17 protein-coding genes are annotated in these 24,089 nt (G+C 61.4%); 15 read left to right on the top strand and 2 right to left on the bottom strand.

Features of this window, described 5'->3' with window-relative positions; genetic code table 11:
- Window positions 1-5 precede the first annotated feature (5 nt).
- From Q0J81_RS12275 to Q0J81_RS00295, 6 genes are all read left to right on the top strand, one after another.
- Complete coding sequence (locus Q0J81_RS12275) at window positions 6-170, top strand: alanine:cation symporter family protein (RefSeq protein WP_366937493.1); 165 nt, start codon at window positions 6-8, stop codon at window positions 168-170.
- 375 nt (window positions 171-545) lie between these two features.
- Entirely contained in the window at window positions 546-1,346 is an 801-nt protein-coding gene (locus tag Q0J81_RS00315) for a Crp/Fnr family transcriptional regulator (protein WP_294445391.1), read from the top strand.
- 804 nt (window positions 1,347-2,150) lie between these two features.
- Complete coding sequence (locus Q0J81_RS00310) at window positions 2,151-3,683, top strand: SLC13 family permease (RefSeq protein ID WP_294445390.1); 1,533 nt, start codon at window positions 2,151-2,153, stop codon at window positions 3,681-3,683.
- A 93-nt stretch (window positions 3,684-3,776) separates the two neighbouring features.
- Window positions 3,777-4,703, top strand: a complete 927-nt coding sequence (locus Q0J81_RS00305) for an FAD-dependent oxidoreductase (RefSeq protein ID WP_294445389.1) — start codon at window positions 3,777-3,779, stop codon at window positions 4,701-4,703.
- A gap of 61 nt (window positions 4,704-4,764) precedes the next feature.
- Entirely contained in the window at window positions 4,765-5,076 is a 312-nt protein-coding gene (locus Q0J81_RS00300; protein ID WP_294445388.1) for a thioredoxin family protein, read from the top strand.
- A 43-nt stretch (window positions 5,077-5,119) separates the two neighbouring features.
- On the top strand, window positions 5,120-7,000 hold the full coding sequence (locus Q0J81_RS00295; protein ID WP_294445387.1) for an aryl-sulfate sulfotransferase: 1,881 nt from the start codon (window positions 5,120-5,122) through the stop codon (window positions 6,998-7,000).
- 294 nt (window positions 7,001-7,294) lie between these two features.
- Here Q0J81_RS00295 and Q0J81_RS00290 read toward each other — a convergent pair whose 3' ends face one another.
- Window positions 7,295-7,621: a hypothetical protein gene (locus Q0J81_RS00290; protein WP_294445385.1), complete on the bottom strand. Its 327-nt coding sequence runs from the start codon at window positions 7,619-7,621 to the stop codon at window positions 7,295-7,297.
- Between the two features lie 275 nt (window positions 7,622-7,896).
- Here Q0J81_RS00290 and Q0J81_RS00285 point away from each other — a divergent pair, with 275 nt between their 5' ends.
- Window positions 7,897-9,348: a hypothetical protein gene (locus tag Q0J81_RS00285; protein ID WP_294445384.1), complete on the top strand. Its 1,452-nt coding sequence runs from the start codon at window positions 7,897-7,899 to the stop codon at window positions 9,346-9,348.
- 74 nt (window positions 9,349-9,422) lie between these two features.
- Here the strand turns inward: Q0J81_RS00285 and Q0J81_RS00280 are convergent, their stop codons facing one another.
- On the bottom strand, window positions 9,423-9,800 hold the full coding sequence (locus Q0J81_RS00280; protein WP_294445383.1) for a hypothetical protein: 378 nt from the start codon (window positions 9,798-9,800) through the stop codon (window positions 9,423-9,425).
- Between the two features lie 225 nt (window positions 9,801-10,025).
- Between Q0J81_RS00280 and Q0J81_RS00275 the strand changes: the two genes are divergently transcribed.
- From Q0J81_RS00275 to uvrA, 8 genes are all read left to right on the top strand, one after another.
- Complete coding sequence (locus Q0J81_RS00275) at window positions 10,026-12,140, top strand: glutamine synthetase III (RefSeq protein ID WP_294445382.1); 2,115 nt, start codon at window positions 10,026-10,028, stop codon at window positions 12,138-12,140.
- Window positions 12,141-12,320: 180 nt separating this feature from the next.
- Window positions 12,321-13,427: a glutamate synthase gene (locus Q0J81_RS00270; protein WP_294445381.1), complete on the top strand. Its 1,107-nt coding sequence runs from the start codon at window positions 12,321-12,323 to the stop codon at window positions 13,425-13,427.
- On the top strand, window positions 13,415-15,052 hold the full coding sequence (locus tag Q0J81_RS00265) for a glutamate synthase-related protein (RefSeq protein ID WP_294445380.1): 1,638 nt from the start codon (window positions 13,415-13,417) through the stop codon (window positions 15,050-15,052). Before Q0J81_RS00270 ends, Q0J81_RS00265 begins: the two co-directional genes overlap by 13 nt.
- A gap of 61 nt (window positions 15,053-15,113) precedes the next feature.
- A complete protein-coding gene (locus tag Q0J81_RS00260) occupies window positions 15,114-17,435 on the top strand; it encodes an FAD-dependent oxidoreductase (protein ID WP_294445379.1) in 2,322 nt (773 codons plus the stop codon).
- Between the two features lie 49 nt (window positions 17,436-17,484).
- Window positions 17,485-18,726, top strand: coding sequence for an LL-diaminopimelate aminotransferase (locus Q0J81_RS00255; RefSeq protein WP_294445377.1), 1,242 nt, complete (start codon window positions 17,485-17,487; stop codon window positions 18,724-18,726).
- Between the two features lie 112 nt (window positions 18,727-18,838).
- Window positions 18,839-20,425: a sigma 54-interacting transcriptional regulator gene (locus Q0J81_RS00250; protein WP_294445376.1), complete on the top strand. Its 1,587-nt coding sequence runs from the start codon at window positions 18,839-18,841 to the stop codon at window positions 20,423-20,425.
- Window positions 20,426-20,718: 293 nt separating this feature from the next.
- Complete coding sequence (locus Q0J81_RS00245; RefSeq protein ID WP_294445375.1) at window positions 20,719-21,120, top strand: DnaJ family domain-containing protein; 402 nt, start codon at window positions 20,719-20,721, stop codon at window positions 21,118-21,120.
- A 53-nt stretch (window positions 21,121-21,173) separates the two neighbouring features.
- Entirely contained in the window at window positions 21,174-24,089 is a 2,916-nt protein-coding gene (gene uvrA / locus Q0J81_RS00240; RefSeq protein WP_294445374.1) for an excinuclease ABC subunit UvrA, read from the top strand.

The raw sequence follows: 24,089 nt of genomic DNA, 5'->3' as shown, positions 1-24,089 counted from the left end.
CGCTCATGGCCATAGTCAACCTCGTGGCCATCGCCCTGCTCGGCAGAAACGCCTTCATGGCGCTCAAGGACTATGCGGACCAGAAGAAGGCCGGCGTGGCCGACCCCGTGTTTCATCCCGAAAAGCTCGCGGACAGGCGCGGCATAGAAGCCTGGGGCGACGACGCGTAACTTTCCTCTGCCAGAAAAAGGCGGTCTTTCCTTCCGACGGAGAGACCGTCTTTTTTGTTCTCCGCGCCCGCCGGAAAACGGCATCCGCCCCTCTTTCCCCTGCCCCGGCAGGACGCACAAAAAGGCAAAGCGCCCTTCAGCGCAGCGGCGGGACGGAAACGTGCGGCTCCTCCGCCAGGAAAACGGATTGACAGCCGCCCCTGCCGATGAAATATTTTTTGAAGATGCTGCCGTTCTGTCCGGAGCCGGGACGAGGCTCCCCGAAACGCGCGCAGGGAAGACGCGCGCCGCAAACGAGATGTGCTTTTCCGCCTCGCGTCGTCCGCGGCCTTGAAGGACGCATGACGCAGAGACCAAGCAGAAGGTCACGGGACCATGAAGCAAGACTCCTCGAATCATCTTTCCCCCGGGACGACCAGTTCCTTCGGACCTTCGTCCGGTCATGACGCTCCAAAAAGAGCTTCCGACGTCGAGATCTGCCGGAAGCATCTTCTGAGCTTCAGCAGGGAAATCGTCGTTCCCCGCGGCACGAAGCTGCGCGTGGACCGGGTGTACTACCTTATCGACGGCGCCGTGACGCTCACCGCCATGTCCGCCGTGGGCGGAGCGCATTCGCTCATCTACTTTCATCCCGGCGATCTTCTGAGCTTCATTCCTTCCGTCAATCAGGCCTACGCCATCCCCCACGACGCCTTCGATTTTCTTTTATACAACGAATCCCTCGTCATGTGCACCAAGACCCGCTGTCGTCTCGTGTCCATGACGCACGGCGAGTTCATGAAGCACATGGACGAGGAGCCTTTGAAGAGCCTGCTCATCTGCGGTCTTGCCGGAAACCTCATGAAGATCATCGTGCAGTCCGTCAACAACACCACGCTTCCCGCCACGGTGCGCGTATGCCGCATGCTTTCCGTGTTCATGGAAAAAAAGCCGCCCCACGCGCTGCCCCGATACCTTACCTACACGGAAATCGCCGGTCATCTCTCCCTGCACGTCATGACCGTCACCAAGATATTCCGTTCCCTGCGCAAGGAAGGCATCCTGGACAAGGACAAGGGCGTCACCTTCGTGAAAAATCCCGACGAGCTCATGAAGCTCGCCTCTCAGCTCAGTCAGATTTCCTACCGGGAGGCTGCCCCCGACATGGACGGGCACGCGCCGCGCCCCGGAAAATGATCGAAAGAAGCCCCCGCTCCGTGCGGGGCACGATTCGCCCGCACGTCTCCGGACATCTCCTCTTGTCGCATTTCCGCACCGGCCAGGCCCCCGCGTGCAGGAGAGCGCAAACGGCTCGTTCTCCGAGGCGCGTTCCCTGCCCGCATGCTCCCGGCCCATCTCTCCGCAAGGCTCTTCCCCGCCCAGGCTTCCCCCTTTGCGCTCCCCCGTACTGCCCGTTTTTCCGCCTCTTGTTCCCGTTTTCCTGAAAGGCGCATACGCTCCGCCGAGCTTTTTTCGCGCCTCTTCCCCAACCGTTTTTCCGTCTTTCCCGCCCGCAGATTTCTTCTTTTGAGGCGCTCCTCAGATCGCGCGGTGAAACGGAGCGCGCACGCGCCTCTTTCCTTATCGGCAACTCAGAATAAAATTCTTTTATAATAATATGTTATGCCTGCACGAGGGCATTTTTTCAACACTTCGCGGCAGGTGCTGCGCCCATGCTCCGAAAAAATTTTTTCGTTCCCGGAAAGCCCCCGGGGCACACGTCTCGAGCTACGGCCCTTTCTTCACAATCCACTGAAAAAACTGAATGTACCGTGAGTGCAAAACGCATGGTCCGCCCCCCCATTTTCCCCTCTGAACGGTCCTTTTTCCCGGCAAAAGCAAAAAATTTCCCAAAAGCTAGCTTAGACTAGTTTTTTTTGTACGCCATCGCCCTATGTTAACCAGCATCCGTAAAAGTCCAGGTGTGAAGAATCCTCCTCCGCTTTCCGAGCACCCTTTCCCTTACCATCACAGGCTTTTTGCTCCGCAGCTGGAGGCAGCATGTCCGTAAGAGCACTTCCTCTCTCCACCATAGTTCATACCGTCATCGGCATCGGGCTCATGTTCCTCGGCTATTTCCTGCCCTGCCCCTCCATGTCCGTTCCCGTCAACGACGCCCTCGTGGCCGCGGGCTTTCCCGTGGTGGACGGCAACGCCGTCATCACCATCACCCGCATGGGCATGGTCAATGCCATGATCTTCCTCGGCGTGGTCTACCTCTGGACCTTCGTCGACACCCTCTGGCCCTGCTTTCTCGGCGTGCTCATGCTCGCCTTCAGCGGCTTCACGCCAGCGCCCAAGGTGCTGAGTTCCCTGCTCGGCAACCCCATGGTGGTCATGATCTTCTTCACCCTGTGCTTCGCCACGGCCCTCATCAAGAGCAACGTGTCCTCCTGGCTCTCCCAGTGGATACTGCACCGCGACTTCATCATCGGCCGTCCGTGGGTGCTGACCGGCGTCATCCTCCTCGCCACCTACCTTCTGGCCTTCTTCGAACAGACGACCATATGCTTTCTCATGTGGCCCGTCATGTACGGCATATTCGAGCAGGTCGGCTACAAGCGCGGCGACAAGTATGTTTCCATCATGCTCGTCTACATCATCATCATGGCCCTGCTCTCCTTCGCCTCCGACCCCTTCAAGACCGGCGCCTTCCTGCTGCTCGGCAACATATGGGGTCTGGCCGCCAGCAATCCCGGTCTGAACGTGCCCGCCCTTCCTGCGGCCTCCTACTTCTGCTTCGCCCTTATCATCTCCCTCGTGTCCATAGCGGGACTCATGCTGCTCATGCGCTTCGTCTTCCGCGTGGACGTTTCCCCGCTGCTTCGTCTCGACCCCGAAACCCTGCGCAAGGAACCGCTCAAGCCCATGACCGGCTATCAGAAGGGCGTGCTCATCGCCTTCGCCATATTCGCCGGATGGATTCTCGTGCCCGGCATCATCGGCAAGGACAACGTCCTCGGCGCCTTCCTCTCCAGAACCTACATGCTCGCGCCGCTCGTCGCCCTCTTCCTCGTGGGCTTCGTGCATCTGCACGGCAAGCCCGTGGCCGACATCAGCGAAACGGCGGTGGTCTTCCCCTGGCGCGTCTTTCTGCTCATCGCCGCCGCCATGCTCCTCGGCGACGCCATGACCGGCAAGGGCACCAACGTGACCATATTCATGGAATACGTTCTGCGCGACGCCCTCTCGGGCTTCGGCTACATGTCCCTGTGCATCGCCGTGGTGCTGCTCGGCATATTCTGCACCAACTTCTCGAACTCCGTGGTGCTCGGTCTCGTGCTCACGCCCGTGCTGCTCGCCATGTGCAACGCCTTCGGCATGAACGCCGGTCCTCTCATGGCCTGCTTCATCTTCGCCGTGCTCATTGCCGCCTGCACGCCTGCGGCCTCTCCCTTTGCAGCCATACTCTTCGGCAACACGCAGTGGCTTTCTCCCAAGGAAATCGTCACCTACACCGTGTCCGCCTCGCTGCTCATCGTAGGCGTCATCATCGTGGTGGGCATTCCGGTATCCATGGTCATCTTTGGATAACCGGCCCGACCCCCTTTTCCCCAAGCCCCACACACTCTCAACATGCCATGTCTTCCCCGCACGGGAAGCGAACATCATAAAGGAGCTCTCTCCATGAACAAGTACGATGTCATTATTGTGGGCGGCGGCCCCGCCGGTCTTACCGCTTCCATCTATGCCGTGCGTGCCAACATGAAAACTCTGGTGCTCGACAGGCTCGCCCCCGGCGGCCAGATCATCAACACCAACGAAATCGCCAACTACACCGGCTTCGGCACCATCAACGGTGCGGAACTCGCCATCAAGATGTTCGAGCATTCCCAGGAAGTGGGCGCGGAATTCGACTACAAGACCGTGACCTCCATCGTGGATGAAGGCGACGTGAAGAAGGTCGTCTGCCTTGAAGACGACGCCGTGTACGAAGCTTCCGCGGTCATCATCGCCACCGGCACGAGGCCCCGCCGTCTGAACATCCCCGGCGAGGAAAACTTCACCGGCGCGGGCATAAGCTGGTGCGCCATCTGCGACGGCGCGCAGTACCGCGGCAAGGACGTAGTGGTCATAGGCGGCGGCAACTCCGCCGTGGAGGAATCCATTTATCTTGCCGGCATCGTGAACAAGCTCACCATAGTGACCATGTTCGACCTCACGGCCGACCCCATCGCCTGCGACAAGCTGCGCGCCATGCCCAACGTCACCATCTACCCCTACCAGGACGTGCTGGAATTTCTGGGCGACGGCAAGCTTGAAGGCGTGCGCTTCAAGTCCACGAAGGAAGATGCCACCGAACGTACCGTCACCTGCGACGGCGTGTTTGAATACATAGGCCTCGAACCCACGGCTTCCTTCTGCGCCGACCTCGGCATTCTCGACCGCACCGGCTGCATCGTGACCGACGCGGCCATGGCCACGTCCCGTCCCGGCATATTCGCCGCCGGCGACATCATCGTAAAGGGCCTGCGCCAGGTGGCCACGGCCTGCGGCGACGGCGCCATCGCCGCCAACTCCGCTTCCAAGTACGTTGAAAAGCTGAGAGGATAGCGTCCTCTTTTCCGGCAGAAACCCCGCCAAGCGAAACCCATCATCTTCAAGGAGTCATCCCATGATCACGGAAATCGATACCGCCGCCTACGACAGCATGGACAAGTCCGGCGTCATGCTGGTGGAATTCTATTCCAAGACCTGCGGTCCCTGCAAAATGCTTTCCTTCGTTCTCAAGGACATCAGCAAGAACGATCCCGACTTCCGCATCTTCACCGTGGACTTCGACGCCAATCAGGAACTCAAGGAACGCTGCGGCGTGAAGGGCTTCCCCACCATGCTCTTCATGAAGGACGGCGCTGAGGTCTCCCGTCTCGAGGGACTCAAGCAGAAGCCCGCCATCGTTCAGGAAATCGAAAAGCTCAAAGCCTAACGAACGCCCATTCAACACGTAGAACGCCGAAAGGAGCCCAGTCATGAGCAGCAAAGTGATGCACACCTACAACGATCACCTCATTACTCGCCAGAATCGCGCCGAGAAGGAATTCCTTGCCGCCTTTGAAGCGGAAAAGCCCACGCTCGAAAACGCCCATGTTCTGGTCAACCCCTACTTCATCAACCCGCTCTGCGCGCTGATTCTCTTCAAGAGCGAAAAGCCCGCCACCGCCACCATGACCATTCACGGCAAGCGCAACGACCGTGAAAACATCGTGCATGCCTTCCCCGAAGGCACGAGCCACGCCATTCCGGTCATCGGCCTCTACGAAGGCATGGCCACCCGCGTGACCGTGGAACTTTCCACCGGCGAAACGAAGACCTTCTCCATCGAGTCCCAGCCGCTGCCCGAAGACGTGTGCCGCTGCCGCAACATCAACACGTCCATGGACTACTTCGGCAACAACTTCATGTTCCTCACCCCGGCCGGCAAGAACCTGCCCACCGCCTACGACTACATGGGCGACATCCGCTGGCTGCTCACCGAAAACACCATGTTCGACATCAAGCGCCTGAAGAACGGCAACATCATGACCGGTTCCCACCGCTTCTGCCACATGCCCTACTGCCCCACCGGCGTCATCGAACTGAACCTGCTCGGCAAGATCTACAAGGAATTCCGCATGCCGGGCAACTATCATCATGACCACTTCGAAATGCCCGACGGCAACATTCTCGCCCTCACCCAGGACTTCACCACAAGCACCGTGGAAGACATGATTGCCCTGCTTGACCGCGAGACCGGCGAAGTGCTCCGCACCTGGGACTACAAGACCTTCCTGCCCCAGAACGTGGCCGGCTCCGGCTCTCAGGACGCCCATGACTGGTTCCACAACAACGCCCTGTGGTACGACGACAAGAACAAGACCATCACCATTTCCGGCCGCCATCAGGACGCCGTGGTGAACTTCGACTACGAGACCAGCAAGCTCAACTGGATCATCGGCGACCCCGAAACCTGGCCCGAAGACATGCAGAAGTACTTCTTCAAGCCCGTAGGCGACGTGGCCAACTTCGACTGGCAGTATGAACAGCACGCCTGCGTGGTCTGCCCCAACGGCGACATCATGTGCTTCGACAACGGCCAGTACCGCTCCAAGGTGAAGGAACGCTACATCAGAAACCGCGACAACTTCTCCCGCGGCGTGCGCTACCGCATCGACACCGAAAAAATGGAAATCGAACAGGTGTGGCAGTACGGCAAGGAACTCGGCCAGAGCTTCTTCTCTCCCTACATCTGCAACGTGGAATACTACGACGAAGGTCACTACCTCATCCATTCCGGCGGCATCGGCTGGAAGGACGGCTACGCCTCCGACAAGCTCGGCGCCTTCATCAACCCCAAGAAGGAACCCGGCACCGACATCTGCGCCAAGACCGTGGAACAGAAGGACGGCGTGGTCATGTACTCCATGGAAGTGGACGGCAACTTCTACCGCGCCGAAAAGCTCTTCCCCTACCATGACGGCGACAACGCCCCGTTCGGCGAAGGCAAGCTCCTCGGCCATCTGGACGTGACCCCCACCTTCGACACCATTCCCGACGTGCCGGAATCTCAGGAAGTCATCGACTCCTGGCATCAGGTGAACATTGAGGAAGACGAAGACCGCATCGTGTTCCACGGCCGCTTCGCCCGCGGCTCCCTGGTCATGGTGCTGCTCGAAGGCGAAAAGGAAACCCGCGGCTACTTCATCAACACCGCCGCTTCCTATCATCTCGCCATGTGCTCCGGCGCCTACCTTGAAGACGACGACCGCGTCATCAAGCAGAACATCAGCAAGGAAGGCCTCTCCGGCCGCTACGACATCAAGATCCTCGTGGAAGACACCAAGTACCAGACCGGCGTCTCCCTCTTCTGCTAACCTCATGTAAAAAAAGGCCGTCTCGACTGTGACGGCCTTTTCTTCGCCGGGCCCTCACTTTCCCCCCGGCGTGTCCCCGCAGCGGGAAGAGATTCTCTCTTCCCGCTCTTTTTCTGCCCGGGCTTCAGCCGCGTTCCTCGCCTGCGCCCGGCGCGGCACGGTCGAAACCTCGTGTCGTGCCCGTGTTCGTCTGTTCCTCAGCCGGCGCGCGAAGGACGCAGCAGAAGAGCGCGCCCCAAGGCACGCCCTTCAGACCGAATGCTCACAGGAAAAGACAGAAGACGCCGAAAGAATCTACGCGGCAAAAAGCCTGCCGCACCTGCGGCAGCGGTAGAGATGCCGGTTGTATTTGTTGTCCATGGCGTGCCCCGCACGGTTGCCCAGAACGGCCCCGGAAGCTGCCCCCGTCACTGCGCCCACGAGTCCGCCCGCAAGGGCCCCTATGGCCGTGCCGAGTCCGGGAAGCACGGATCCTATGGCCGCTCCGGCAACGGCCCCCGCACTTATGCCGGATACCCCGGCGGCTGCGCCGCCGATGCCTCCCGCCGCCGTGCCGAGCGCACGGTAACGGTCATCCCTGCACACATCGGAACTTTTGCAGCACGGACAGCGAACAGCCATGGCTCACCTCGGAAATTTTCATGTCCGCCATGGTACGGTAAAAAAAAACTTCAGGCAAGAAAGACGGCCGCCCTCATGCGCCACCCCTGCGGAGAAACATGAAAAAAAATACTGCACCGCAACACTTTTCACGAAAATTTGACGCAAAATTTTTTTGTAACAGGTTTGACAAAAATATAACAAGCGAATAAAAAAAATCGTCGACAATCTTCCTGCCATGGCAGAGACACAGGGCCGGTCTCAAACAAACGGGCAAGTCCCGTTGAGGAGCACTCATGTCTCTGAATCGTTATTTTGCCAAAGCCGCCATGGCTCTGGCCTGCGTTCTTGCCGTAAGCGGCGTTGCCGTTGCCGCCGACGGCGAAAGTGCCGTCATGAAATCTCCTGCCACCGACGGCGCGTATGTCATGAAACTGCAGGGAATGACCAACAACTACAAAATCAAGCTGCTTGACGGCAAACGCAAGACCGTCGACGACGGCGTCGTCATCCGTCAGAGCTATGTCAAGGACGGCAAGGTCGTCATTCCCGCCGCCGGTCTCTACACCACTTCCCGCTGCAGCAACTGGTGGTCCTTCAACGACCACGTCTTCACCATTGCCGGCAAGAAGTATCACTTCATCACCGACGAGTATCAGCAGGACGTGGTGAAGAACGTCACCATGAAGCCCGGCGACATCATCTTCGGCAACGAGGAAAAGACCCGCGGCTGGGAACTCAAGGCCATTGATCCCGATCCCTTCGGCATCGCCGGAGGCCATATGGCCTACTTCTGGCTCATCAAGACCACGGGCAACTACTACGGCAATCCCTTCATCGTGGTCGGCGGCTCGAACGTGAAGCCCTCCGCCTCCGACGGCTCGCTGCTCAAGAGCGGTTCCGGTCTCAAGGAAGGCACCACCTCCTGCATGGATCAGGCCGACATCCGTCCCTACCTCGTGGGCAACGACATCTCCACGAACTCCCGCTCCGTGATCTACATGGACAGCCTCTCCGCCACGGAAGCCAAGATCAAGGAATTCGTCACGGTGAGCACGTCCAAGGCGCTCATCTCCCCCAATGATCCCGTCCTCGGAATGTACGGCAAGGGCGACACCATCAAGATCGGCAACGCCACCGTGGAAGTGACCGACATCACCGCCGACACCGCCACCGTGAAGATCACCGACCAGCAGGGCACCGTGACCAGGACGCTCAAGGCCGACGCCGAATCCCTGAAGCTGTTCCCCGCCTCCCGCGTGGTGTGCAAGGCCCTGTACGCCCAGTCTGCAAGCGGCAGGGAACTTGTGAACATCAATCCCCGCAACGAAGGCGGCGCGTTCGTGAACGGCAAGGTGGCCCTCATGGCCCACAGCGACGTCATTACCGTGACCAACGGCGGTGAATGGGCTGCCGACAAGCGCTTCATCACCCGTCCCGAAATCTGCGCGGAATGCTCCTTCATCCATGAAATCGTTCTGGAAAACAAGGAACCCATCGTTCTCGACGCCAAAAACAACAAGTATGTGGGCCCCGAAGGCTACTTCACCATCGTCATCGACAAGATGAACGGAAACACCGTGGAAGCCTGGCACGTGGAAAACGCCAAGGCCAAGACCGAGAACCTCGCCGGTCGCGCCAAGGGCAAGCACATCGACCTCGTGCTCGGTGCAGCCTGCCGTTCCACCGGTCACTTCTTCAGCCGCGTGTATCCGCAGCTCTACAAGGAAGCCATCGACGCGAAGTGATGCCGTCCTGTAGTATCGACGTGTCGCTGCTATGAACTCAAAGAGCCAGATGGGAAACCATCTGGCTTCTTTATTTAAATGATGCCGTGCGGACGATGAATGCGCACGACGGCCGCCGCGCCGGCACGGCCCCGGAACTCTTCGACGAAAATTCTTCCATCAAACGAAGCCTTTTGCCCGGAAACAGGCGCCTTCCTTCTCTGCGGCAGACAGTCTTCCTGCGCTGTCCGCCACTCCCGGCCTCTTGAAAGACGCCCGGGGCAGTTTTTTCCTCTGGAAGTCAGCTCTCCGCACTGCCCGTCATATATCTGCCGATTATTTTCTACCTTTATGTAGAAAATATTCCTGTCTCTCCCGTCATCACGGAATGGTACCAGGGAGGTCTTCGTAAAATCTACTAAAATGTAGATTTTCTCATTTACCATGACAACATACTGAAATTTCAGGAACATTTCAAAACAATCCTGAAAATTATAACAATTTTGTCCAATACTGGGAAGATATTTTTTCTACATTTCGGTTGAAAATTGTACTTGCTCTCACGTTTCAATTTTGTGCAGATAAAATTTATTCCTTTTATTTCTTTATGTTATAATAAATATATCTGTTTTGGCACAGTTCTTGCTTTAGAAAAAGAAGAAAAAGCCAAGAAGCCTTTCCCAAAGGAGTTTACAAACATGTCAAGTTCCAATACGCCAAGGCATGACGACGAATATTTCGGCTGCGACGTGTTCACGCTCGACACCATGTGCCGGCATCTGCCGCACGACGTGTACGTGAACCTTGAGCAGACCATCCTGAACGGCACCCGCCTCGATCCCGCCATTGCGGGCACCGTGGCCAATGCCATGAAGGACTGGGCCGTCTCCCGCGGCGCCACCCACTACACCCACTGGTTCCATCCCCTCACCGGGCTCACCGCGGAAAAGCACGACGCCTTCCTGCAGCCCGTTGACGGCAAGATGATCAGCTGCTTCTCGGGCAAGACCCTGCTCTCCGGCGAACCGGATGCCTCGAGCTTCCCGTCCGGCGGCCTGCGCTCCACCTTCGAGGCCCGCGGCTACACCGCCTGGGACCCCACCTCTCCGGTGTTCCTCATCGGCCACACCCTGCACGTTCCCACCATGTTCTATGCCTACACGGGTGAGGCCCTCGACCGCAAGGTTCCGCTGCTGCGCTCCGTGTCCGCCGTGTCCCGTCAGGCGCTGCGCATTCTGCGCCTGTTCGGCAACACCCGCGCCACCCGCGTGGATGCCCAGGTCGGCCCCGAACAGGAATACTTCCTCGTGGACAAGGAACTTGCCGCCAGGCGCCCCGACCTCATCATGACCGGACGCACCCTGTACGGCGCCACCACCCCCAAGGGCCAGGAAATGGAAGACCACTACTTCGGTGCCATTCCCTCCCGTGTGATGGCCTTCATGGAAGACCTTGAGCACACGCTCTACCGTCTCGGCATTCCCGCCCAGACCCGTCACAACGAAGTGGCCCCCGCCCAGTTCGAGCTTGCGCCCCTTTATGAAAAGGTGAACATCGCCACCGACCACAACATGCTGGTCATGAACCTCATGCGCTACATCGCGCCGCGTCACGGCTTCATGTGCCTTCTGCATGAAAAGCCCTTTGAAGGCGTGAACGGCTCGGGCAAGCACAACAACTGGTCGCTCTCCGACTCCGAAGGCAACAACCTGCTGAAGCCCGGCGACACCCCGCAGGACAACGCGCAGTTCCTCGTCTTCCTCGCTGCCGTGCTGCGCGCCGTGCACAAGCACTCCGCCGTGCTGCGTCTCGGCACCATCGGCGCCGGCAACGACCACAGACTCGGCGCCAACGAAGCGCCGCCGGCCATCATTTCCGTGTACCTCGGCGATCAGCTTGCCGAAGTGGTCCGTTCCTTCACGGGCGACGGCTCCTGCACCAAGAAGGCCAAGCCTACGCTGAACATCGGCGTCGACGTGCTGCCTCCCATGCCCTGCGACTACTCCGACCGCAACAGAACGAGCCCCTTCGCCTTCACGGGCAACAAGTTTGAATTCCGCGCCGTGGGCTCCTCGCAGTCCATTGCTCCGGCCAACATCGCCATCAACGCCGCCGTGGCCTGCGCCCTTGAAGACATCGCCGACCGCCTCGAAGCCGACGTTGCCGCAGGCAAGGATCTGAACAGCGCCGTGCAGAGCCTGCTCACCGACCTGTTCACCGAACACGCCCCCATCGTGTTCAACGGCAACGGCTACACCGAAGAATGGCCCGTGGAAGCCGCAAAGCGCGGTCTGCCCAACTACGCCAACACCGTGCAGGCCCTCGAACACTACAGCGATGCCGACGTGCTCGCGACCTTCTCCCGTCAGGGCATTCTCTCCGAACGCGAATGCCTCTCCCGTCAGGAGATTCTGTTTGAGAACTACGCCAAGACCATAGGCATCGAAGCCGCCACCGCCAGCCGCATGGGCCGCACCCTCATCGTGCCCGCCGCCATGAAGGCTCAGAGCGCGGCTGCCGAAATGGTCAACAGCACCCGCGAGGCCCTGGGCAAGGTTCCCGCCGCCCAGACCTCCTATCTGGAACTTCTCGCCTCCGCCACCGAAAGCCTCATGCTGGCCCTGCGCAAGCTGGACGAAAAGCGCATGGTGCTCGCCGACGCCTCGGAAGCGGAAAAGGCTGCCTTCATCGCCCGTGACGAGGTGCTCCCCGCCATGAACGAATGCCGCAGCTTTGCCGACAAGCTGGAATCCATCATGGCCAATTCCGACTGGCCCATGCCCGGCTACGCCGAACTCATGTGGACGCATTGACAGGGCCGGGAGCGGGAACCCGCAGGTTCCCGCTCCCTCCCTCCCCCGGAAAAGAGCCATTTCGCGAAGGGGCAGGCCGCACAGGAAGGTCTGCCCCTCTCAAGCGGATGGCGCAGTACAAATACGCATCGCAGGCCGTTATCGTTCCAGCTAACGGCCGGGGACATTGAGGACAACATCATGTGCAGAATAGGGTCTATAAAGAGCTTAACGCCCATCGGGCCGCGCAGCGCGCTCGAGCTCATGCTTCCGCAGCAGGAAGGGCACGACAATTCCGGCTTTGCCATGGTCATGCAGGATCTGGCCGGGCCCTTCGCCGAGTGGAAGGACAGGCCCCTGCTTTCCGCGGCCTGCTCCCGCGAGGGCATGCGCGCCGTGGACGACTACATGGCCGAGCATCATTTTTCCCTGCTTTTCAGCTGGACTCCCAAGTATGACGCGCGTCCCGGGCTGGACATCCGCCCCATGGAACGCTACCTCTTCCGCGTTTACGACTATCCCACCCACTACCGCTACAGCAGCGACGAGGAAAAGGCCGCTCTTCTGGTCGACACCCGTCTCGCCCTGCGCTCCATGCTGGAAGAGAACGACGAAGGCTTCGTCTACTCCTTCTGGCCCGACACGCTCACCCTCAAGGAAATAGGCGATCCCCGCGACATCGCCACCTACTTCCGCCTGTGGGACGATTCCTGCCCGCTTCTGGCCAGAAACATCGTCACCCAGTGCCGTCAGAACACCAACTACGACATCGTGCGCTACGCCGCCCATCCCTTCTTCCTGCAGGGCTACACCCTCTGCGCCAACGGCGAAAACACGTTCTACACCAAGAACAGGGAATTTCAGAAGTCCCTGCATCGCGGCTACATGGGCTTTGAATCCGACTCGCAGTGCCTGCTCTACACCCTGCACTACGTGCTCAATGAGCTCAAATGGCCCATCGAATACTACAAGCACGTCATCACGCCCCTGCCCTTCGCCGAAATCGACAGACGCGAGGACGCCGAGGTGCTGCGCATCATCCGCGAGACGCTCGCCCACCTTGAAATCAACGGCCCGAACGCCATCATCGCCATGCTTCCCGACGGCCGCATGATGACCTGCTGCGACTCCAAGAAGCTGCGCCCCGTGGTGGTGGGCCGCACGAAGGACATGCTGGCCATTTCCTCCGAAGTGTGCGGGCTCAACGCCGTCATGCCCGACCGCGACGTTTCCACAGACATTTACCCCGGCGAGCGGGAAACCATCGTCGTTGACAACGACCTGAGGGTGCATATATGCAGACAGTAAAGGCTCTCGACAACTGCACGGACGATCTGCGCTGGATCATCCGCTACGACCCCACCCGCTGCACCATGTGCGGCAGCTGCGTGGCACAGTGCATGCAGAACGCCATTGAAGTTCGCATGATGCGCCAGGATCTCACGGTTTCGGAAAAGCCCTGGCCCGATCCGGAAAAGAAGCATCTCGCCCGGCCCGTCATCCGTCAGAAGACCGACCTCGCCCATCTTTGCGTGGGCTGCGGCTTCTGCGCCAAGGTGTGCCCCAACGACGCCATTCATCCCGAGCGCAACCCCGACCAGCGCATTCCCGTCATCGCCCGCGTGAACGGCCCCATCCGCCGCGGCGGACGCACCAACCTGAACACGCAGCGTACCCTTGACGCCATTGTGGTGGGCCGCATCAGCCAGATGACCGACCCCGCGCTCGACTCCGAACGCCACACCTTCGACATGCGCGCTCCCCTGGGCCGCGTGCTTCCCTCCCGTGACCTCGCCACGGAACTGCAGGTGCGCGACGGCAAGCTCGTGAAGACCGGCCACACCCCGCCCGTGAACTGGATCTATCCGCTCATCTTCAGCGACATGTCCATCGGCGCACTCTCCACCCGCGCCTGGGAAGCCATTGCCATGGCCGCCGCCTACCTCAACGAGGAATGCGGCCTGCCCGTGCGCATGAGCTCCGGCGAAGGCGGCATGCCCGTCAGACTCATGGAGTCCGACAAGCTCAAGTATTTCATCATTCAGATCGCCTCCGGCCACTTCGGATGGGACCGCATAGTCAAGGCGCTGCCCCGCATGAAGGTGGACCCCGCGGGCGTGCTCATCAAGATAGGTCAGGGCGCCAAGCCCGGCGACGGCGGCCTTCTGCCCGCCTCCAAGGTGGCTCCGCACATTCAGGCCATCCGCGGCGTGCCCAAGTCTACCCTTCATTCTCCGCCGAACCATCAGGGCCTCTACTCCATTGAGGAATCCGTGCAGAAAATGCACCTCTCCCTCAACGCTGCCTTCGGCTTCCGGGTTCCCGTGGCCATCAAGTGCGCGGCCTCGGCCACGTCCGTGTCCGTGTACAACAACCTGCTGCGCGACCCCTACCGCATCTGCGGCGGCTTTTTCATCGACGGCATTCAGGGCGGCACCGGCGCGGCCAACGAGGTTTCCCTCGACCATACCGGTCATCCCGTGGTGTCCAAGCTGCGCGACTGCTACCTCGCGGCCGTGCGGCAGGGCCTTCAGGGTCAGATTCCCCTGTGGGCCGGCGGCGGCGTGGGCCTCACCGGGAACGCTGCGGCCGACGCCTTCAAGATGATATGCCTCGGCGCCAACGGCGTGTTCATCGGCAAGCTCCTCATCCAGCTCCTGGGCTGCGTGGGCAACGAGAACGGCCGCTGCAACAACTGTTCCACGGGTCTGTGCCCCAACGGCATCTGTTCGCAGGATCCGCGCCTCGTGGCGCGGCTCGACGTGGACAGAGGGGCACAGGCCATTGTGGACTATGTGCTTGCCTTCGACAGCGAACTGCGCAAGCTCATGGCTCCCATAGGCAACAGCTCCCTGCCCGTGGGCCGTTCCGACGCTCTCGTGGCCACCGATCACGCCGTGGCCGAAAAGCTCGGCATAGCCTACGCCTGCTGATGCTGCGCCCAAGGCGCATACCGGCCATTCACCCGGAACCTCATCCCAAAAAGGCAACGCAATGTTTTCCATAGATACTCTCGTTCAGCACGAACGCATGTCCACGCAGGATCTGCTGATGGCCATCGGCGAAGCCGTGGCCCGTGGCGAAACGCAGTTCGAGATCCGTGCGTCCGGTCAGCACGACATCGGCGGTCCGCTGTGGAACGCCGAAGGCCGCACCCTGCACTTCCACGTGACCAACCCCGGTCAGCGCGTGGGCTGCATGGGCCTCGACAACACCGAAATCGTGGTGGACGGCTCCGCCCCCGCCGACGTGGGCTGGCTCAACTCCGGCGCGCGCATCACCGTGAGAGGCGATGCGGGCGACACTGCCGGCCACTGCGCCGCTTCCGGCGTCATCTACATAGGCGGCCGCGCGGGCACCCGTTCCGGCTCCCTCATGAAGCACGACCCCCTCTACCCCGAGCCCGAGCTGTGGATTCTCGACGGCACCGGCTCCTTCCCCTGCGAATTCATGGGCGGCGGCAAGATGGTGGTCTGCGGTCTCGATACCCCCGAAGGCGTTTCCGTGCTCGGCGAGCGCGCCTGCGTGGGCATGGTGGGCGGCGTGCTCTACTTCCGCGGCGACCCCGGTTCCTACGCCGACAACGACGTGGCCGTGCAGTCTCTCGATGAGAACGACATCGACTTTCTCTCCGACGGCCTGAAGGCCTTCCTTGCCGCGGTGAAGCGCGAAGACGCCCTGACCGTGCTCAGCAGCTGGTCCGAATGGCGCAAGCTTGTGCCCCTCAAGGCCGGCGCCAAGAAGTCCCGCATGACCCTTGCCTCCTACCGCGCCGACCACTGGGTGAAAAACGGCATATTCAGCGACGTGGTGAAGGACGATTTCCGCGTGAACGGTCTTGTGGAACGCGGCGACTTCCGCCTGCGCGTGCCCGTGTGGGACAACGCCGCCACGGCCGCGCCCTGCGAATACGCCTGCCCGGCCCACATTCCCACGCAGAAGCGCTACAACCTTCTGCGCGAAGGCCGCACGGAAGAAGCGTTTCGTCTCGTGCTGGACTACTCCCCCTTCCCCGGCTCGGTGTGCGGCAGCGTATGCCCCAACCCCTGCATGGACGCCTGCACCCGCGGATGCCGCATAGATTCGCCCGTTCAGATAGGCCCCCTCGGTCTTGAGTCCGCCGCCCTCACCGTGGAAAAGCCCGCCGTGCGCACCGGAAAGAAGGTGGCCGTCGTGGGCTCCGGCGTGGCCGGTCTTTCCGCAGCCTGGCAGCTTGCCCGAAAGGGACACGACGTCACCGTGTACGAAGCCGACTCCGTGGTGGGCGGCAAGATCGAGCAGGTCATTCCCCGCGAACGCCTGAATCACGATCTTCTCACCTCGGAAATCGCCCGCATTGAAAAGATGGGCGTGTCCTTCGTGACCTCCTGCCGCGTGGATGGCGAAAAGTTCGCCGCCCTGCGTGAGGAAAACGACGCGGTCATCGTGGCCGTGGGCGGCACCAAAGCCAGAATGTTCAACTGGCCCGGCAGGGAACGCATCATCGGCGGCATCGACTACCTGAAGGCCGTCAACAAGGGCGAGCATCCTGCCACGGGCAAGAACGTCATCGTCATAGGCTGCGGCAACGCGGGCATGGACGCCGCGGCCGGCGCCTACGCCGAGGGCGCGGAGCACGTGACGTGCGTGGACGTGCAGAAGCCCGCCGCCTTTGAAAAGGAAATCGCCCACATCGAATCTCTGGGCGGCGAGCTCGTGTGGCCCTTCATGACCAGCAGGATCACGGAAGAGGGCATCTGGGACGACAAGGGCCGTCTCATCCCCGGCGACATGGTCATCATCACCATCGGCGACGAGCCGGAAATCGACTTTCTTCCCGAGGGCGTGCGCACCTTCCGCGGAAGCTGGGTGGTGCCGGACGAGGACATGAGCATTCTGCCCGGCGTGTTCGCCGCAGGCGACGTGGTGAAGCCCGGTCTTCTGGTCTCTGCCATCGGCTCCGGCGCCCGTGCGGCCGAGGCTGCCCATGCCTACATGACGGGCAGAGCGCTTCGCCCGGCCGACGGCCGCGACAAGGCCTCCACCCGCCTCAGCCTTGAATACTTCTCCCGCGTGCACAGGGAAGATGTTCCCACCCCGGCAGACGACTACTACCGCTGCGTGAGCTGCGGTTCCTGCCGAGACTGCGGCATGTGCCGGGAATCCTGCCCCGAAAAGGCCATTTCCCGCGTGGAAATCGACGGACACTTCGCCTATGTGTCCGATCCCGAGCTGTGCATAGGCTGCGGCGTGTGTGCGGGCGTGTGCCCCTGCGGCGTGTGGACCATGCAGAAGAACAAGGAAATGACCTTCCCCGTGCCTTCCCTTCAGGCCTGAACATTCGCAACCGTCATCCGGCCCTGCCGGACTACTGGAGAACATAACAATGCGCAGCATCAACACCGCCTACGCGGGCCTTGCCGGTAACTACCTGTTCAGCGAGGTCGCGCGCAGGGTCCGTGTATACAAGGAAAACCATCCCGAGGCCGACGTCATCAGCCTCGGCATAGGCGACGTGTCCCAGCCTCTCGTTCCCGCCGTCATCGAGGCCCTGCACGAGGCCGTGGACGAAATGAGCCGTGCCGAAACCTTCCGCGGCTACGGCCCGGAACAGGGGTACGCCTTCCTCCGCGAGGCCATTCTCAAGCACGACTACCTTTCCCGCGGCGTGTCGCTGGACGCCGATGAAATCTTGAGCAGCGACGGCGAGAAGAGCGACGTCGGCAACTTCCATGAACTCGTCGGAGAAGACTCCATCATCGCCCTCACCGACCCCGTCTATCCCGTGTACGAGGATTCCAACGCCATGGCCGGACGCGGCGGCGTGCATGAAAACGGACGCTGGAGCTCCATCGTGTACCTGCCCTGCACGAAGGAAAACAACTTCCATCCCGCGCTTCCCGAAAAGCGCGTGGACGTGGTGTATCTGTGCAGTCCCAACAACCCCACCGGCACGGTGCTGGACCGCACGGAACTTGAAAAGTGGGTGAACTACGCCCGCGAAAACGACTCGCTCATCATGTTCGACGCGGCCTATGAGGCCTTCATCCGCGACGAGTCCATCCCCCGCAGCATCTACGAAATTCCCGGCGCGGACGAAGTGGCCGTAGAGTTCCGCTCCCTGTCCAAGACGGCGGGCTTCACCGGCCTTCGCTGCGGCTACGCCGTGGTTCCCAAAAAGATCACGGCCAAAACCGCAGACGGCACTGTTCTGCATCTGCACGATATATGGCTGCGCCGCCAGTGCACCAAGTACAACGGCTGCCCCTACATCGTGCAGAGAGCCGCCGAAGCCGCGTTCATGGAACCGGCCAGAACCCAGATGAAGGCCGTTCTCGCCATTTATCAGGGCAACGCGGACATGATGCTGAAGACCTGCGAAAAGCTCGGCCTTGAAGCCTTCGGCGGCGTGCATTCCCCCTACGTGTGGCTCAGAACTCCGGGCGGCATGGATTCGTGGTCCTTCTTCGACCTGCTGCTTGAAAAGGCCGCCGTGGTCTGCACCCCGGGCGTCGGCTTCGGCGCCAGCGGCGAAGGCTATGTGCGTCTTACGGCCTTCAACACGCCTTCTCTCACCCGCGCCGCGCTCGAACGCCTCGAGCGCGTGCTCGCAGACGTCAGGAGCTGACGCATCAGCTCGCGGCCGGACGCGGGAGCGGCCTCCGCGTCCGGTCATCCGGCAGGAATGTTCCTGCCGGCAACTTCTTTCACGGGCGGCAGACGCCCCACGGATCAATCCCATGTCCGACCCCGAATTTTCCCCTTCCTCGTTCGAGCCCTATCTGGACTGCCTGCGCCACATCGTTCATTGCCTTGAACCGGGGCTTCCCTTCCGGGAAGTGCTGCACCGCGTGCTCGGCGTTCTTGCCGGCGACATGCCCTTTGAACGCCCCCACATCGTGGTTCAGAATCCGGAAAACGGCAGCCTGCATCTGTCCATGGCCGAAGGACAGACCTCGGTTCCTCACCTCACCTACGCTCCGGGCAAGGGCATCACCGGTCAGGTGTTCGCTTCCGGCAAGCCCATCATCGTGGACTGCATGAAGAATCACCCCGACTTTCTGAACCGGCTCTTCGAACGCAGCGACGAGCAGCTCCGCACCCTTGCCTTCATCTGTGTGCCCGTCACCACGCAGAAGCGTTCCGGCGAACCCGATTCCGGCCGCGTCACCGTGGGCACGCTCAGTGTGGACACCCCCATGGCCGACCACGAAGTGCTGGTGCTGCGCTGCCGCGAGCTTGAAGTTGTAGCCTCCCTTGTGGGCCATCAGGTGGCCTGTCTGCAGGAAGACATGGTGCGTCAGGCCACGCACTACACGCGTCAGGACGACAGACCCCTGCCCTCCGTGCTTCAGGCCATGCCCTCCATCGTGGTGCTCTCCAAGTCCATGAATCACGTGCTCCACCACGTGGCGCAGGTGGCGCCGAGTCAGACCACCGTGCTTCTGCGCGGCGAATCAGGTTCGGGCAAGGAGCTCATGGCCTCGGCCATCCATCAGTGCAGCACGCGCGCATCCCGTCCGTTCATACGTCTCAACTGCGCCGCCCTGCCCGCCGACCTTGTGGAAGGCGAGCTGTTCGGCTGGCAGAAGGGCGCCTTCACCGGGGCCCAGCAGTCAAGACGCGGCGTGTTCGAACAGGCCGACACGGGAACCCTTTTTCTCGACGAAATCGGCGATCTTTCCCTGCCCGCACAGGCCAAGGTGCTGCGCGCCATTCAGGAACGCGAAATCGTGCGCCTCGGCAGCGAACGCCCCGTCAAGGTAGACGTCAGGCTCATATGCGCCACCCATCAGCCTCTGGAAAAGCTGGTGGAAAAGGGACTCTTCCGCGAGGATCTCTACTACCGCATCAACGTGTTCCCGCTCTTTCTGCCGCCTCTTCGCGAAAGAAAGGACGACATTCTGCCCCTTGCAGAACATTTCCTGCATCTTTTCTCCCGCAGCTACGGCCGTCAGGCCCACCGTCTTTCCCCGCAGGCCGCCGACGCACTGCTCGCCTGGCACTGGCCCGGCAACGTGCGCGAGCTGCAGAACGCCATGGAACGCGCCGTTCTGCTGTGCGAAGGCGACCTCGTGTGCCCCTGCCATCTGCCTCCGGCCATGCGTCCGACGGACATGGACGACGCTCCCCGCGACACGACCCGTCATCCCCTGGGCTTCCACGAAGAGGTCGGCCAGCTCGAAAAGAAACGTCTGGAAGAAGCCCTCGTACGCAGCCACGGCAACATCCATCAGGCCGCGCGCGACATCGACATCACCTACCGCATTTTCTACTACAAGATGAAGAAATACGGCATCGACTACCGGCGCTATCTCTCCCGGTAGCCCGGAAGAGGCGCACGCACCTGCGCCGCGCCCCCGGGCCGGGAGCGCATGCCGACCTTCCGCACGAATTTCCCCCTCTTCTCTCCTTCCTGGCGGCGATCCCTTCCCTCATTGCAGGGATCGCCGCCTCGTTTTTTCCCAAAAACGCGCCTTCCGCCGCACGCGCCGGGCGCTTTCCCTCCCGCCGTGCGCCGCAAAGGCCGCAAGGCTCCCGCGCTCCTCCCGCCCTTTTCCGGACGTTGAAAAAGCCCCGGCTCCGGGGTATAGGAAAACCGTGTCGCAAGGGAGGAAGCATGGCGGAAAATTTCCTGCACTTCATGGCCTTTCAGGCCGAACGCCGCATTCAGGCGGCCCAGAAGGAAGGCGCCTTCGATCATCTTCCCGGCGAAGGAAAGCCGCTTGAGCTCGAAGACGACAGCGCCGTGCCGGGCGAACTGCGCATGGCTTACAAGGTGCTCAAAAACGCGGGCTATCTGCCGCCGGAAATCGCCGACCGCAAGGAAATAAACACCATTCTCGACCTGCTCGAGCACTGCGAGGAAGGCGCGGAAAAGGTGCGCCAGATGCAGAAGCTCGACGTCATTCTCATGCGCATGAAAAATCGCGGCAAGCGTTCCGTTGCCATCGACGAGCACGATCCCTATTATGAAAACGTGGTGCGCCGCGTCACGATTCTGAAAAAGGGCCGGCGCTGATCCGACGCTTTTTTCCGGGCGCACTCCGCCCCTCAAGAACAACAAGGACAACCATGACCCCCCAGAAGATCGAGGGCCCCTGCATCCATATCGAAGGGGCCCGTCAGCACAATCTCAAGAACGTCAGCGTGGACATTCCGCGCGACCAGCTCGTGGTGGTCTGCGGCCCCTCGGGCTCGGGCAAGTCCACCCTCGCCTTCGACATCGTGTACGCCGAAGGCCAGCGCCGCTACGTGGAATCGCTTTCCACCTACGCAAGAATGTTCCTGCCCAAGATGGACAAGCCCCTCGTGGACAAGATAGAAGGCCTTTCTCCGGCCATTTCCCTGGAACAGCAGACCACCGCGCACAATCCCCGTTCCACCGTGGGCACGGTGACGGAGGTGTACGACTTTCTGCGCGTGTTCTTCGCGAGACTCGGCAAGGTGTACTGTCCGCACTGCGGCGCGCCCATCGAGGCCCGCGCCTCCGACGAAATCATTGCCGACATCATGAACATGCCCGAGGGAGAGCGCATCATGCTCATGGCTCCCCTCGTGGAACTGCAGAAGGGCACGCACGCCGACCGGTTCAAGAAGCTGCGCGCCGAAGGCTTCGTGCGCGTGCGCGTCGCCACGCTCGGCGAAGAGGCGCAGATTTACAATCTGGACGAAGTGCCCGCGCTCGACAAGAACAAGAAGCACAGCATAGATCTCGTGGTCGACCGCCTCGTCATCAAGGACGACATGCGCACCCGTCTTGCCGACTCCGTGGAACTCGCCCTGCGCTACGGCAAGGGCCGCGTCATCGTGAGCGTGCCGGGAAAGCCCGACATCGTGCACTCCACGGAATCGGTATGCCCGAAATGCCACGTGACCGCGCCCATTCCCTCGCCGCAGCTCTTTTCCTTCAACAGCCCGCAGGGCGCCTGTCCCCAGTGCCTCGGCATAGGCACGGTGGTGGCCTTCGACGAGGGCCTCATCGCCCCGGACGAATCGCTCTCGCTCAGAAAGGGCGCCCTCGCCCCCTTCTCCTCGCCCTACTTCATGGCCAAGATAGGCAAGGCCCTCGAAGCCCTCGGCGAGCGGCAGGGCTTTACCATGGACACGCCGCTCAAGGACTTTTCCGACAAGGCCAAAAAGGCGCTCTTCAACGGCGAGGCGGGCGGCATCACCCGCACGGGAAGCCTGCGGCGCAACTTCATGGGCGGCACGAGCCTCAACCGCGACGAGGGCGAGGAACCGCTTTCCACCTCGCACTGGCCGGGCGTCATGTACCTGCTCGAACAGCGCATGAAGCGGGGCGACGCCTGGAGCGACATTCTGAGCCGCTACAGCTACGAGGTGGAGTGCCCCACCTGTCACGGCACGCGCCTCCGCAGGGAAGCCCTTTCCGTGCGCGTGAACGGCCTCAACATCGAGGAATTCTGCAACCTTTCCATCGAACGCGCTCTCGAATGGGTGAAGGGACTCACCTTCACGGGACGCCACGCCCTCATTGCCGAGCCGCTCGTGAAGGAACTTACCTTCCGCCTCGGCTTCATGGTGAACGTGGGGCTCGAATACCTCACGCTCGGCCGCTCCATGGTCACGCTTTCCGGCGGCGAGGCCCAGCGCATACGGCTCGCCTCACAGCTCGGCTCCGGCCTTGTGGGCGTGACCTACGTGCTCGACGAACCTTCCATAGGCCTGCACCCGCGCGACAACGAAAGGCTCATACGCACCCTGCGCAGCCTGCAGAAACGCGGCAACACCGTGCTCGTGGTGGAACACGACGAAGCCACCATCTGCGAGGCCGACACCGTGCTTGAAATGGGTCCGGGCTCCGGCTCGCAGGGCGGCGAACTCGTGTTCGCAGGCACGGTAAAGGAGCTCATCAAACATTCCGACACGCTCACTGCGCGCTACCTGCGCGGCGACCTTTCCATTCCCGTGCCGGAAAGCCGGAGAACGTCCGACAAGTTTCTCACCATGCGCGGCGTGACCACCAACAACCTCAAGAACATCGACTGCGCCATTCCCCTGGGCGTTCTCACCTGCGTGACCGGCGTATCCGGCTCGGGCAAAAGCTCGCTCGTCATCGACACGCTCTACCGCCGCGTGGCGCGTCACTGCGGCCTGCGCACCGAGCAGCCCGGCCCCATGAAGGGCATGGAGGGACTCGACCAGATAGAGCGCATCGTGTCCATTGATCAGACGCCCATCGGACGTACGCCGCGATCCAACCCCGCCACCTACACCAAGGTGTTCGACGACATACGCAAGATATTCGCCATGACTCCGGACGCGAAGAAACGCGGCTACACCGCAAGCCGCTTCAGCTTCAACGTGTCCGGCGGCCGCTGCGAAACCTGCAAGGGCGACGGCCAGATACGCGTGGAAATGCACTTTCTGCCCGACATCTTCGTCACCTGCGACGTGTGCAAGGGGCGCCGCTTCAACAGAGAGACGCTGGAAGTACGCTACAAGGACCTCAACATCTCCGAAGTGCTCGACCTTACCGTGCGCGAGGCCCGGGAGTTCTTCTCAAGCTACCCCGCGCTCGAACGCAGGCTCGGCGTGCTCGAAGACGTGGGTCTCGGCTACATACGCCTCGGCCAGGCGGCCACCACGCTCTCGGGCGGCGAGGCCCAGCGCATCAAGATTTCCCGCGAGCTCGGCAAAAAGTCCCTGCCGCGCACCCTCTACATTCTCGACGAGCCCACCACCGGCCTGCATATGCACGAGGTAGGCAAGCTCATCAGCGTGCTGCACCGGCTCGTGGACCGCGGGGCCACGGTGGTGGTCATCGAGCACAACACCGACGTCATCCTTTCCGCCGACCACATTCTGGACCTCGGTCCCGGCGGCGGCGAAAACGGCGGCACCATCATCGCTTCCGGCACGCCCGAGGAAATCATGCAGAATCCCGCGTCCATCACCGGCGCGTTTCTTGTGGAAGAGCGGAAGAAGCGCCGCGACTTCCTGAAGGCCATCCAAAGCGAGGACTGA

The organism is uncultured Mailhella sp. (assembly GCF_944324575.1).
Taxonomy (GTDB): Bacteria; Desulfobacterota; Desulfovibrionia; order Desulfovibrionales; family Desulfovibrionaceae; genus Mailhella.
The sequence above is the reverse complement of the archived record's forward strand: the minus strand, read 5'-3'. Positions and strand labels throughout refer to the sequence as shown.